We start from the raw sequence: 13,404 nt of genomic DNA, 5'->3' as shown, positions 1-13,404 counted from the left end.
CGATCACACGCCGAGGCTTTCGATATCGCGGGCGAGCATTTCCAGCTGGTGGGCCAGCGAGTTCTTCAGGGTGTCCTCGCTGAGCTGGAATGACGGCGCGCCACAGGTCAGCGCCATGATGCTGCCGTCGGCCAGGTGCAGCGGCACGCCGGCGGCCATCACGTTGCGGTCCCAGTCGCCGAGCGACAGGCAGAAGCCGTGCTGCACGAATTCCTCGAAGGAGGCGTGCAGCGAAGCCTCGATGGCAGTCCAGCCATCACCGTACTTGGCGGCCAGTGCGGCCATCAGATGCTCGCGCTCCTTCTCCGGGGTGGCGGCGAGAAAGGCGCGCCCGGCGGCGGTGGTGGCCAGGGGCAGACGCACGCCGGCGTCCATGCGCAGGGTGGTGACCTCGGCCGGGCGGCAGTTTTCCACGTAGATCATCGACAGCCGATCGCGGCAGGTCAGGCCCACGGTGGTGTTGGTGCGGCGGGCGAACTCATCCATGTACGGCTTGGCTAGCTGACGCACGCGCAGGTTGGAGACGTAGGCATAACCCAGCGCCAGCACGCCGGAGTCGAGCTGGTACTTCTCCAGTTGCTGGGAATAGCTGAGGTAGCCCAGCTTGGTCAGGGTGTAGGTCATGCGCGACACGGTGGGCTTTGGCAGCCCGGTGATGCGTGCGATGTCCTGGTTGCCCATCACCACCGAGCCATGGGTGAAGGCACGCAGCACGTCCAGCCCGCGGGCCAGGGCCTCGACGAACTTGCGATCCTTGGGTGTGCCGGTGTCTTCGATGTCGTCGCTCATGGTCTCGGTCTGTCTGGCTAGTGGGCAGCGGTGGCGAACGATAGCAGATCGCCCGACGCCGGGCAGTGCGGCCATTGGCGATCATTGCGAGGGCAAAACCGTTCTACTACTATCGGATTCGACATCCAGTTTCGCACAGTAAAACAATAATTCATTTTGGAGAATGTCGATGTCCGCTTCCGTGCAAGGCTACGTGGCTGCCGAACTCGCCCGTGGCGGCTACCAGAACGTCCATGACCTGCTGTCTCAAGCCTGCGCGAAGCATCCGCAGCGCACGGCATTTTCCTGCGGCGACGACCGCCTCAGCTACGCCGAGCTGGGCAGTCGTGCCGACGCCTTCGCCTGCTACCTCCGGTATCACGCGGGTCTGCAACCCGGTGACCGGCTGGCGCTACAGCTGCCCAATTGCTTGCAGTATCCAATCGCCGTATTCGGGGCGCTCAAGGCCGGGCTGGTGATCGTCAACACTAATCCGCAGTACACCGCTGCCGAAGCCCGGCATCAGTTCCACGATTCCGGCGCCAGGGCGATTCTTGTGCTCGACCGCCTGCTGCCGCAGGTGCGCGCGGTGCAGGCGGACACCGCGCTGCGGCAGATCATCCTGACCAGCGTCGATGACTTGCAACAGCCGATCTACGAAAGCCAGGAGGACGGAACGCTGCGCTTCATGCAGGCCCTGCGTCTGGGCGAGCAGAAACCGCCGGTGGAGCGCGAGACAGGTCTCGACCGCCTGGCGTTGTTGCAGTACACCGGCGGTACGACCGGCGTGTCCAAGGGTGCGATGCTCAGCCACCGCAATCTGCTGGCCAACGTGCTGCAGACCATCGAGCTGTTCGACCAGCCGGGCCTGCTTGAGCCGGAAAAGGATGTGCGCATCGCGCCGTTGCCGCTGTATCACATCATGGCCTTTGCCACGAACTGCCTGAGCTCGGTGGGCATGGGCCTGCACACCGTATTCATCCGTGACGGGCGCAATCTGGACGAAACCATCGGCGCCATGCAGCGCCATCCGTTCAGCCTGCTCAGTGGCATCAATACGCTGTTTGTCGGGCTGATGAATCATCCGGAGTTTCACCGCATCGATTTCTCCCACCTCAAGTGGGCGACCTCCGGCGGCGCGCCACTCAACAGTGAAGTCGGCCGGCGCTGGCGAGCGCTCACCGGTGCACCGATCCGCGAAGGCTTCGGCCTGACCGAGGCCTCGCCGGTGGTGGCGACCGGTACTCAGCTCAGCCCGTATCGCGAGGGTTATATCGGCCAGGCGCTGATCGAGACCGAACTGCGCACCGTGGATGACGAGGGCAACGACGTCGCGCCGGAAACGCCGGGCGAGCTGTGGTTGCGCGGACCGCAGGTGATGCAGGGCTACTGGCAGCGCCCGGATGAAACGGCCAAGGTGCTCACGCCCGAGGGCTGGCTGAAGACCGGCGATATCGCCTTGCTGGATGCCGAGGGGTTCGTGAAGATCGTCGACCGCAAGAAGGACATGATCCTGGTCTCCGGCTTCAACGTCTTTCCCAACGAGATCGAGGATGTGCTGATGCAGCACCCATCCGTGCGTGAATGCGTGGCGGTGGGCGTGCCGGATGCGCGCAAGGGCGAGGCGGTAAAGGTCTTCGTCAGCCTCAAGGACGATGGGGTCAACGAGCAGATGTTGCTCGAGCATTGCCGGCAGTACCTCACCGGCTACAAGATGCCGAGCTTTCTTGAGATACGCGACGAGCTGCCGAAGACCGCGGTAGGCAAGTTGCTGCGTCGGCAACTGCGTGACGAGGCGCATGCGGCTGCCAGCTAATCGCTACTTATATATAGGTGAGCGAGGCGACGAGCGGGACTACCGACGCCATGCGCCCCCCATACATGCTGTCGAGCCCCGGTGCGCCGCGAGCAGTCGGGCGGAAAAAACAATCCGCGCTTGTTGCTCTGGGGGGTTTCTGATATAAAGCAGCGCTCTTTTCTAGGGGCCCGGTATCTTCGTTCGCAACGTGGCCGGTAAGACCCCCATGAAACGTGGCGCTGAGCGCCGAACTGACAAGTGAATTCAAGCGGCCAACCCATGCCGGGTTGGGCATGTGGTTTTAGAGGGCTGAGGCATGTCGAGAGTCTGTCAAGTTACCGGTAAGGGTCCGGTAACCGGGAACAACGTTTCCCACGCAAACAACAAAACCCGTCGTCGTTTCCTGCCGAACCTGCAGCATCATCGCTTCTGGGTCGAGTCGGAGAACCGCTTCGTCCGTCTGCGCCTGAGTGCCAAAGGCATGCGCATCATCGACAAGCGCGGCATTGACGTCGTTCTGTCCGAGCTGCGCGCCCGCGGCGAAAAGGTTTAAGGAGAGCAATCATGCGTGACCTGATCCGTTTGGTGTCCAGCGCCGGTACCGGCCACTTCTACACCACCGACAAGAACAAGCGCACCACCCCCGACAAGATCGAAATCAAGAAATTCGATCCGGTCGTACGCAAGCACGTGATCTACAAGGAAGCCAAGATCAAGTAATTGATCGGCCCTTGAAGAAAGAACCCGCCTCTCGGCGGGTTTTTTCGTTTTGGCGAGCGACAAAAGACTGCCGAGCTTCGCATGCACTCGCCGGTCGTCATTCGCTCTGCCTAGTTTGATATGCATCATGTACGGCGCCTGTCGAATTCGCCTATCGTGCTAGCTCTCATTTCTCCCACTTTCGGCACGAGGATGCGTAGCGCATGGCGAAGACGGACGGGCCCATCGCGGCAGACAGCAAGAGCACTTCCATCGCCCTGCAGGCGGCTTCCGAAGACATCTGGGCGCAGAAATACCGCCTCACCAGCAAGGATGGCACACCCATCGACGAGAGCGTCGATGACACCTGGCAGCGCGTCGCCCGTGCCTTGGCCGACGTCGAACCGGCCAAGCAGCGCGAGCACTGGTACGAGCGCTTCCTCTGGGCGCTGCGCAATGGCGCCATCCCGGCCGGGCGGATCATCTCCAACGCCGGCGCGCAGGATTACAAGCCGGCGACCTCGACCATCAATTGCACCGTCTCCGGTTCGATCACCGACTCGATGGACGACATTCTCGGCAAGGTCCACGAGGCCGGCCTGACGCTCAAGGCCGGCTGCGGCATCGGCTACGAGTTCAGTACCCTGCGTCCGCGCGGCTCCTTCGTTTCGGGTGCCGGCGCGCACACCAGCGGCCCGCTGTCGTTCATGGATATCTTCGACAAGATGTGCTTTACCGTGAGCTCGGCCGGCGGCCGCCGCGGCGCGCAGATGGGCACCTTTGACGTAGGCCATCCGGACGTGCGCGAATTCATCCGCGCCAAGCGCGAGGATGGCCGGCTGCGCCAGTTCAACCTGAGCCTGCTGATCACCGACGAATTCATGCAGGCGGTGGAAGCCGATGGCGAATGGCCGCTGATCTTCCCGGTGCATGCCAAGGAAGCCGGTGAGCTCGATCTGGCAGACGCCGAGCATGTGCTCTGGCGCGAATGGCCGGTGCATGACGGCTATATCGTGCGCGACGACGGCCTGGTGGCCTGCAAGATCTACGGTCGGGTCAAGGCGCGGCATCTGTGGGACATGATCATGGTGTCCACCTACGACTACGCCGAGCCGGGCTTCATCCTCATCGACCGCGTCAACCAGCTGAACAACAACTGGTGGTGCGAAGCGATCCGCGCCACCAACCCCTGTGGTGAGCAGCCACTGCCGCCGTACGGGTCGTGCCTGCTGGGCTCGATCAACCTGACCAACTTCGTCATCGACCCGTTCGGCGCCGATGCGCGCTTCGACTGGGACAAGTACCGCGAAGTGGTGCGCGTCTTCACCCGCATGCTGGACAACGTCGTCGAGATCAACGGCCTGCCGCTGGAGCAGCAGCGCCACGAGATCGAGAGCAAGCGCCGCCATGGCATGGGCTTCCTCGGCCTCGGCTCGACACTGACGCTGCTCAAGCTGCGCTATGGCAGCCCGGAAGCCTGCGTGTTCACCGAGGAAGTCGCCCGCGAGATGGCGCTGGTCGGTTGGGAACAGGCGCTGGAGCTGTCCAAGGAGAAGGGCCCGGCACCGTTGCTGAGCCAGACCTTCGAGGTCACCGCCGAGATGCTGCGCAAACGTCCGGAGATGGCCAAGGACGGTTACAAGGTCGGCGACCAGGTCGCCGGCCGCGTGCTGCACGCCAAGTATTCGCGCTACATGCAGAAGATCGCCGAGTACGCGCCGGAGCTGATCGAGTCGCTGGCCGAGCAGGGCGCGCGCTTCACCCACCACAGCTCGATCGCGCCTACCGGCACCATCAGCCTGAGCCTGGCCAACAACGCCTCCAACGGCATCGAGCCGAGCTTCGCCCATCACTACTCGCGCAACCTGATCCGTCCGGGCCGCAAGGCCAAGGAGAAGATCGAGGTGTTCAGCTACGAGCTGCTGGCCTATCGAACGTTGATCAACGAGCGCGCCAAGCCGGGCTCCGACGAGCCGGGCGAGAAGCTGCCGGACTACTTCATCACCGCCGATGACGTCAGCCCGACCCAGCACGTGGATATCCAGGCCGCCGCGCAGAAGTGGGTCGACTCGTCGATTTCCAAGACCGCCAACGTGCCGACCGATTACCCGTTCGAGGCGTTCAAGGACATCTACCGCTACGCCTGGCGCCAGGGTCTCAAGGGCTGCACCACCTTCCGCTTCAATCCGGCGGCCTTCCAGGGCGTGCTGGTCAAGGAAGCCGATCTGGAGAAGACCCTGTACCGCTTCACCCTCGAAGACGGCAGCGTGGTCGAGCTCAAGGGCAACCAGGAAGTCGAGTACGACGGCGAGGTGAACACCGCCGCCAACCTGTTCGACGCCCTCAAAGAAGGCTATTACGGCAAGTACTGAACCGGACTGCCAATCGTACAAGCGCCGGGCCATTGCTGCGCCCGGCAGGAGAATCTGCACAATGACCGTAAAGATCACCCAGCGCATCAAGGGCTTCAAGGTCGTCGACGAGGCCCTCGAACGCCCCGCGGCCGCTGCGGCCAGCACCGATAACAAGGCGGGCAAGGCCGTTAACGTGGTGGAAATGGACGAGAGCCTGCAACGTCCGGAAACCCTGATCGGCATGACCTACAAGATCAAGTCACCGCTGTTCGAGCACGCGCTGTACGTCACCGTGAATGACATCGTGCTCAACGCCGGCACCCCGCACGAGCAGCGTCGGCCATTCGAGATCTTCATCAACTCGAAGAACATGGACCACTTCCAGTGGATCGTGGCGCTTACCCGCATCATGTCCGCGGTGTTCCGCAAGGGCGGTGACTGCACCTTCCTGGTCGAGGAACTGAAGGCGGTGTTCGATCCGCGCGGCGGCTACCTGAAGAAGGGCGGCGTCTACATGCCGTCGATCGTCGCCGAGATCGGTGCGGTGCTGGAGCGCCATCTGATCGCCATCGGCATGCTCGAAGGCCATGCGCTGGACGAGACCCAGCTCAAGTACCTGGCCGAGAAGCGCGCCGCCTACGAGGCCAGCCAGGGTGCGGTGGCGGTCGAGCCGGGCGAAGGCTTCCCGGCCGGCGCGCAGCTGTGCAACAAGTGCAACACCCAGGCCGTGGTGCAGATGGACGGCTGCGCCACCTGCCTGAACTGCGGCAACTCCAAGTGCGGCTGACCGCTCAAGCGGCCTCATGAAAAAAGGCCCGGGCTGATGCCCGGGCCTTTTTTGTTGCGCGCGAAGCGACTTGCGCTCAGGTCACCACGCGATAGCACGGCGTGTACGGCACGCCGCCGGGCAGTTTCATGCGGTGCTGCTGGACGAAAGCCTGCAGCAGCTTGTCCAGCGGCTGCATGATCGCCGCATCGCCGTGGATCTCGTAACGGCCGTACTGCTCGATGCGGCGAATGCCCTTGTCCTTGACGTTGCCGGCGACGATGCCGGAGAACGCCCGGCGCAGATTGGCGGCCAGCTCGTGGGGCGGCAGGTCGCGGCGCAGCGGCAGACTGGCCATCGCCTCGTGGGTCGGATCGAACGGCCGCTGGAAGCCTTCCTCGATCTTCAGCAGCCAGTTGAAGTGGAACGCGTCGTTGCGTTCGCGGCGGAAGCGGCGCACCTCACGCAGGCCCTCGGTCATCTGCCGCGCCACTTCGGTGGGGTCGTTGAAGACGATCTGGTAGCGCTTCTGCGCTTCCTCACCGAGGGTGGCGCCGACGAAATCGTGCAGTTGCTGCAGATAGTCCGCGGCATCGCTCGGCCCGGTGAGGATGACCGGGAACGGCACGTCACGATTGGCCGGGTGCAGCAGGATGCCGAGCAGGTAGAGGAATTCCTCGGCCGTGCCGACGCCGCCGGGGAAGATGATGATGCCGTGGCCGACCCGGACGAAGGCTTCCAGGCGCTTTTCGATGTCCGGCAGGATCACCAGCTCGTTGACGATCGGGTTCGGCGCCTCGGCGGCGATGATGCCCGGCTCCGTCAGGCCCAGGTAGCGGCTGCCGTTGCGGCGCTGCTTGGCATGGGCGATGGTGGCGCCCTTCATCGGTCCCTTCATCACGCCCGGCCCGCAGCCGGTGCAGACGTCCAGGCTGCGCAGGCCCAGTTCATGGCCGACGCGCTTGCTGTACTTGTATTCCTCGGTGCTGATCGAGTGTCCGCCCCAGCACACCACCATGCTCGGCTCGACACCCGGGCGCAGCGTGCGGGCGTTGCGCAGCAGATGGAAGACGTAGTCGGTGATGCCCTGGGAGGTGCTCAGGTCGATGCGGGCGCTGCTCAGTTCGCTCTCGGTATAGACGATGTCGCGCAGCGCGCTGAAGAGCATTTCGCGGGTGCTGGCGATCATCTCGCCATCGACGAAGGCGTCGGCCGGCGCGTTGAACAGCTCGAGGCGTACGCCGCGATCCTGCTGCAGGATGCGCACCTCGAAGTCCTCGTAGGCTTCGAGGATGGTCTTGGCGTTATCGATGCGTGTGCCGGTGTTGAGGATCGCCAGGGCACACTGGCGGAACAGCTTGTGCGTGCTGCCGGACCCGACTTCGCTCAGTTGCTGCACTTCGCGTTGCGACAGGGTTTCCAGGCTGCCTTTGGGTGTAACCGAGGCGTTGATTACGTTGCGTTGGGTCATTCGTCGTTCCCTGAAATGCCACCGGATCGGCTGCATTGCGATGGTGAGCCCGGGGGCTGCAAGACTACGGGGTCGCCGCTTCATGGCGTGTCGAGGGCACCCGCATGGCGAGCGGCCGTGAACACGGCAGGAAAAAGGTGCGCCATCTTACCTGTGATGTGCGGCATTGCGGGTTGGCGCTTGGTCGAGCCATCGACCAGGTTCTGTCGTGGTCAGGTGGCTTCGACCCTTCAGGCCGCTGCGTCAGAACGCAAAGGGTAAGACACTCTGGGGGCGCTGGCGTGCGGCGAGCAGGCGATGAAATTCGCCGGGATCTTTCACCTGCACGTCCGTCTTGCCTTCGTGACGCTGCGCCGCGATCAGCCGCGACAGCCAGAAGCGCACGCAGGCGACCCGCAGCATTGGCTGCCAGAGCTCGGCTTCGGCCGGGGTGAAGCGACGCAGCGCGGAGTAGGCCGCCAGCAGGGGTTCGCTGCGTTCACCGTCGATCTCGCCGTTGGGGTGCGAGCACCAGTCGTTCACGGCAATCGCCAGGTCGTAAAGCATCGGCCCGGAGCAGGCGTTGTAGAAGTCGATCACGCCGGTCAGGTGGCTGCCCTCGAACAGCACGTTGTCGCGGAACAGATCGGCGTGCAGGTTGGCGCGTGGCAGCGCGAGGAGTTTCGGGCGCAGCTCGGCGATCTCTGCCAGGCCATCGCGCAACAGCGGCAGCTGGTCCTCGGACAGGCTCAGCGCCAGGCTCGGCCCCTGTTCCTGCATCCAGTCCAGACCACGGTCGCTGGCGCGTTCGAGGATGTGTTCGCGGGTGGCCAGATGCAGACGGGCCAGCAGCCGGCCGACTTCGGCGCAATGGTGCGGGTTGGGCTCGACCACGTGCTTGCCGGGCAGTCGCGGCTGCAGCAGCGCGGGCTTCTCCGCCAGCTCGCGCAGCGCCTCGCCCTGTTCGGTGCGCAGCGCATAGGGCACCGGCAGGCCGGCACGGTGCAGCACGTGGAGCAGCTCGATGAAGAACGGCAGGTCCTGGCGCGGGCCGCGCTCGATCAGCGTCAGGACGTACTCGCCCTGCTCCAGGCTGATGAAGAAGTTGCTGTTCTCGCTGCCTGCGACGATGCCCTGAAAATCGCGCAGCCGGCCCAGCCGGTACGGTGCCAGAAAGGCTTCCAGCTCATCGCGTTGCAGGGGCGTGAATACCGACATGCTGTCACTCCCAGTGACTAATGGACTACCAGCTGAAGATCTTCCAGGAGGGGATCAGCATGTCCGGCTGGTCGGAGCGCACGAAGTTGCCGTCGTTGCCGTCGGCCCGCACCAGGAAGTAGGGCTTGCCGTGCTTGGGCGTGACTTTCACGGCGTAGAGGAAGCCGTTGACGCGATATTCCTCGACGGTACGGTCGCCTTCCTGACGGATGGTTACGTCGGGCTCGCCGTCGACCGACTCCTGGGCGAAGCCGGCCAGAGGGGCGCACGCCAGCAGGCTGGCCAGCATCAGGTGTTTGAGAGCGCGCATGGTAACCTTGTCCCTTTGTCGATAAGTGGTCCTTCGCATTCTAGCTCCGGGCCCGCCGAAAAGGTTGATTCCGCTCATGAGCCAAGCCCCCCTCGTCCTGGTGGACGGTTCGTCCTACCTGTACCGCGCGTTCCACGCGCTGCCTCCGCTGACCACTTCGACCGGCAAGCCGACCGGGGCGGTCAAGGGTGTGCTGAACATGTTGCTGAGCCTGCGCAGGCAGTATCCGAACAGCCCGTTCGCCGTGGTTTTCGATGCCAAGGGTCCGACCTTCCGCGACGCGCTGTTCGAGAATTACAAGTCGCACCGCCCGCCGATGCCCGACGATCTGCGCTCCCAGGTCGAGCCATTGCATGCCAGCGTCCGCGCCCTCGGCATGCCGCTGTTGTGCGTGGAAGGGGTCGAGGCCGACGACGTCATCGGCACCCTGGCCCGGCAATGTGCGGCACTTGGCCGTGACGTGGTGATCTCCACCGGCGACAAGGACATGGCCCAGCTGGTCTGCCCGCACGTCACCCTGGTCAACACCATGACCGGCAGCGTCTACGACATCGAGGGCGTGAAGGCCAAGTTCGGCGTCGGCCCGGAGCTGATCATCGACTTCCTCGCGCTGATGGGCGACAAGGTCGACAACATTCCTGGCGTGCCGGGGGTGGGCGAGAAGACGGCGTGTGGCCTGCTCAACGGCATCCCCGGCGGGCTAAAGGGGCTCTACGAGAATCTCGATCAGGTCGCCGGGCTACCGATCCGCGGCGCCAAGTCACTGGGCGCCAAGCTGGAGGAGCATCGCGACGCCGCCTTCATGTCCTACGAGCTGGCGACCATCAAGATTGACGTGCCGCTGGATGTCGAGGTCGGCGACCTGATGCCCGGGGAACCGCACCGCGAAGCGCTGATCGCCCTCTACCGCGAGCTGGAATTCAAGAATTGGCTCGACGACCTGCTGCGCGAGGCCAAGGCGGCGGGGGAGAACTGCGAGGTGCAGCCAGAAGGCTGTTCGATCCAGGCCGAGGCCCAGTACGAGACCCTGCTGGAGCAGGCCGATTTCGAGCGCTGGCTGGCGCGCCTGAAGGCGGCCGAATGCTTTGCCTTCGATACCGAAACCACCAGCCTCGATGCGCAGCGCGCCGAGCTGGTCGGCGTGTCCTTCGCTGTCGAAGCGGGCCAGGCGGCTTACGTGCCGCTGCGCCATTCCTACATGGGCGTGCCGCAGCAGCTCGAGCTGGATGCCGTGCTCGGCGCGCTGAAACCGCTGCTGGAGGACCCGGCCAAGACCAAGATCTGCCAGCACGGCAAGTACGACATGAACGTGCTGATGCACTACGGCATCGAGATGCGCGGCATGACCTTCGACACCATGCTCGAATCCTACGTGCTGGACGCCACCGCCACCCGCCACGACATGGACAGCCTGGCGCTCAAGTACCTCGGTCGCGGCACCATCCGCTTCGAGGACATCGCCGGCAAGGGCGCCAAGCAGCTGACCTTCGACCAGATCGCCATCGAGCAGGCCGGCCCGTATGCCGCCGAGGACGCCGACGTCACCCTGCGCCTGCACCAGACCCTGCTCGGCAAGCTGGAGCAGACGCCGTCGCTGCTCAAGGTGCTGACCGAGATCGAGATGCCGCTGGTGCCGGTGCTGGCGCGCATCGAGCGCAACGGCGCGCTGGTCGATGCACAGCTGCTCGGCCAACAGAGCGTCGAGCTGGGCGACAAGCTGGTGCAGCTGGAACGCGAGGCGTTCGACATCGCCGGCGAGGAGTTCAACCTCGGCTCGCCCAAGCAGCTCTGCGCGATCCTCTACGACAAGCTCGGTTGCCCGGTGATCTCCAAGACCGCCGGCGGCCAGCCGTCCACCGCCGAAAGCGTGCTGGCCGAACTGGCCGAGCAGGATTACCCGCTGCCCAAGGTGATCATGCAGCACCGCAGCCTGAGCAAGCTCAAGGGCACCTACACCGACAAGCTGCCGCAGCAGATCAATCCGCGCACCGGGCGCATCCACACCAGCTACCACCAGGCGGTGACCGCCACCGGCCGGCTGTCCTCCAGCGACCCGAACCTGCAGAACATCCCGATCCGCACCGCCGAGGGGCGGCGCATTCGCCAGGCCTTCGTCGCGGCGCCGGGCTATAAGCTGCTGGCGGCGGACTACTCGCAGATCGAGCTGCGCATCATGGCCCACCTGGCGCAGGATGCCGGCTTGCTGCACGCCTTCCAGAACGACCTGGACGTGCACCGCGCCACCGCCGCCGAAGTCTTCGGCGTGCCGCTGGAGCAGGTCAGCAATGACCAGCGACGCAGCGCCAAGGCCATCAACTTCGGCCTGATCTACGGTATGAGCGCCTTCGGCCTGGCCAAGCAGATCGACGTCGGCCGCAAGGAAGCGCAGGAGTACATCGACCGTTATTTCGCCCGCTACCCCGGCGTGCTCGCCTACATGGAGCGCACCCGCACCCAGGCCGCCGAGCAGGGCTATGTCGAGACGCTGTTCGGCCGCCGGTTGTACCTGCCGGAGATCAACTCGAAGAACGGCGCCATGCGCAAGGGCGCCGAGCGCACCGCGATCAACGCGCCGATGCAGGGCACCGCAGCGGACATCATCAAGCGCGCCATGATCGCCGTGGACGGCTGGCTGCAGGACAGCGGGCTGGATGCGCGGGTGATCCTGCAGGTCCACGATGAATTGGTGCTGGAAGTGCGCGCAGACCTGGTCGAGCAGGTCCGCGAAGCTATCTGCCCGCTGATGAGCGGGGCCGCCCAGCTGGACGTGCCGCTGCTGGTCGAGGCAGGCGTTGGCAACAACTGGGACGAGGCGCACTGATCGAGCTGCCGAAAAATGTCGGTAGTCGACGAAATTTTTTTCGTTCGCGTTGAACTTACCGCGCAACGCTCCGGTCAGAGCATGCGAAGGGTGTAAAAGCCCTTCGATGCTCCTTGTTGTGTTAAGTGTTGGCAGATCTCTGGACCCCGCCCTAGCGGTCCGGATTCGACCTCGAACTTCCCCCTCCCCCAATGAAGTTCGAGGTTTTTTTTGCCTGGAGAAAAGTGGCAAGACGCTGAGCAGCAGTAATGGTCCTGCGCAGGTTATTGCGCAGGCGTCCTGTGGATAACCTTGTGAGTAAGCTGTTCGCAGCGCGATCTGCCACGCGTTGAGGCGGTGTTGCGCAAGTTGTTGCCGCGGCTGTGCAAGTTCTTGCGCAGCTTTCTGTGCTGGGCATCACGCCTGCCGTTTGGGTGTATGTTGTTGATTGTGTATCTATTTGAAAAATAAGGTTTTTTATTAGATGGCATGGTGCTTGTTGTTATGAAATGGCCATTCGGCACTCATTTCAGACAAGGAGAGCACCCATGCCAACACCCGCGTATCTGTCCCTCGAAGGCACCAAGCAAGGCCTGATCACCGCTGGCACCTTCACCGAGGACTCGGTTGGCAACATTTTCCAGGAAGGCCATGAGGACCAGATCCTGGTGCAGGCCTTCCAGCATCAGGTCATCATTCCGCGTGACCCGCAGTCCGGCCAGCCGACTGGCCAGCGCGTGCACAAGCCACTGATGATCACCAAGGTGTTCGACAAGTCGTCGCCGCTGATCTTCAACGCCCTGACGTCCGGCGAGCGCCTGAACAAGTGCCGTCTGGAGTGGTATCGCACCTCGTCCACCGGTACTCAGGAACACTACTTCACCATCGAACTGGAAGATGCGGTGATCGTCGACGTGCAGTCGCGCATGCCCAACTGCCAGGACCCGAACATGTCGCACTTCACCCATCTGGAAGACGTGTACTTCACCTATCGCAAGATCGTCTGGACCCACGAGGTATCCGGCACCTCCGGCTCCGACGACTGGCGCACCCCGATCGCCGGCTGATTCGCCGCGGTCCCGCGTCGGCCAGGCTCGCCTGGCCGAACGCTTTTTTGCGAAGCACTGAACAGATTCCGTCAACGTCGCTCCGGAATGCGCGAGCCACGCATTCTAGAGCGGACGGCCTGTGTTAAACGGGGCTCCGCAAGCGCCCATGCGCTGATACATGGACTGAACAGG

11 protein-coding genes are annotated in these 13,404 nt (G+C 63.8%); 7 read left to right on the top strand and 4 right to left on the bottom strand.

Features of this window, described 5'->3' with window-relative positions; translation table 11 throughout:
• Positions 1 to 3 precede the first annotated feature (3 nt).
• Positions 4 to 789 carry an IclR family transcriptional regulator gene (locus EA798_RS11520; RefSeq protein WP_058063334.1) on the bottom strand — a complete coding sequence of 262 codons (786 nt, stop codon included), beginning with the start codon at positions 787 to 789 and terminating at the stop codon, positions 4 to 6.
• A gap of 169 nt (positions 790 to 958) precedes the next feature.
• Between EA798_RS11520 and EA798_RS11515 the strand changes: the two genes are divergently transcribed.
• The 5 genes from EA798_RS11515 (at position 959) to EA798_RS11495 (ending at position 6,406) form a co-directional block, all read left to right on the top strand.
• A complete protein-coding gene (locus EA798_RS11515; protein ID WP_122099023.1) occupies positions 959 to 2,584 on the top strand; it encodes an AMP-binding protein in 1,626 nt (541 codons plus the stop codon).
• A 298-nt stretch (positions 2,585 to 2,882) separates the two neighbouring features.
• Positions 2,883 to 3,119, top strand: a complete 237-nt coding sequence (gene rpmB / locus EA798_RS11510) for a 50S ribosomal protein L28 (RefSeq protein ID WP_015278852.1) — start codon at positions 2,883 to 2,885, stop codon at positions 3,117 to 3,119.
• Positions 3,120 to 3,130: 11 nt separating this feature from the next.
• Positions 3,131 to 3,286, top strand: a complete 156-nt coding sequence (rpmG, locus tag EA798_RS11505) for a 50S ribosomal protein L33 (protein ID WP_003284185.1) — start codon at positions 3,131 to 3,133, stop codon at positions 3,284 to 3,286.
• A 203-nt stretch (positions 3,287 to 3,489) separates the two neighbouring features.
• Complete coding sequence (locus EA798_RS11500; RefSeq protein WP_122099022.1) at positions 3,490 to 5,637, top strand: adenosylcobalamin-dependent ribonucleoside-diphosphate reductase; 2,148 nt, start codon at positions 3,490 to 3,492, stop codon at positions 5,635 to 5,637.
• A 61-nt stretch (positions 5,638 to 5,698) separates the two neighbouring features.
• Positions 5,699 to 6,406, top strand: a complete 708-nt coding sequence (locus EA798_RS11495) for a TSCPD domain-containing protein (protein WP_106156671.1) — start codon at positions 5,699 to 5,701, stop codon at positions 6,404 to 6,406.
• 76 nt (positions 6,407 to 6,482) lie between these two features.
• On the opposite strand, the gene ppnN is transcribed toward EA798_RS11495, so the two are convergent.
• The 3 genes from ppnN to EA798_RS11480 form a co-directional block, all read right to left on the bottom strand.
• Positions 6,483 to 7,856 carry a nucleotide 5'-monophosphate nucleosidase PpnN gene (gene ppnN, locus EA798_RS11490; RefSeq protein WP_106156669.1) on the bottom strand — a complete coding sequence of 458 codons (1,374 nt, stop codon included), beginning with the start codon at positions 7,854 to 7,856 and terminating at the stop codon, positions 6,483 to 6,485.
• A 243-nt stretch (positions 7,857 to 8,099) separates the two neighbouring features.
• Positions 8,100 to 9,053, bottom strand: coding sequence for a homoserine kinase (locus EA798_RS11485; protein WP_122099021.1), 954 nt, complete (start codon positions 9,051 to 9,053; stop codon positions 8,100 to 8,102).
• 25 nt (positions 9,054 to 9,078) lie between these two features.
• Positions 9,079 to 9,363, bottom strand: coding sequence for a DUF2782 domain-containing protein (locus EA798_RS11480; RefSeq protein ID WP_003291686.1), 285 nt, complete (start codon positions 9,361 to 9,363; stop codon positions 9,079 to 9,081).
• Positions 9,364 to 9,439: 76 nt separating this feature from the next.
• Between EA798_RS11480 and polA the strand changes: the two genes are divergently transcribed.
• Together polA and EA798_RS11470 are read left to right on the top strand one after the other, a co-directional pair.
• A complete protein-coding gene (polA, locus tag EA798_RS11475) occupies positions 9,440 to 12,184 on the top strand; it encodes a DNA polymerase I (protein WP_122099020.1) in 2,745 nt (914 codons plus the stop codon).
• Positions 12,185 to 12,711: 527 nt separating this feature from the next.
• Positions 12,712 to 13,230, top strand: a complete 519-nt coding sequence (locus tag EA798_RS11470) for an Hcp family type VI secretion system effector (RefSeq protein ID WP_003286458.1) — start codon at positions 12,712 to 12,714, stop codon at positions 13,228 to 13,230.
• Positions 13,231 to 13,404 lie beyond the last annotated feature (174 nt).

The sequence above is a fragment of the Pseudomonas songnenensis genome, from assembly GCF_003696315.1.
In the GTDB taxonomy this organism is placed as follows: Bacteria; Pseudomonadota; Gammaproteobacteria; order Pseudomonadales; family Pseudomonadaceae; genus Stutzerimonas; species Stutzerimonas songnenensis.
This window is presented reverse-complemented; position numbering and strand designations above follow the sequence as displayed.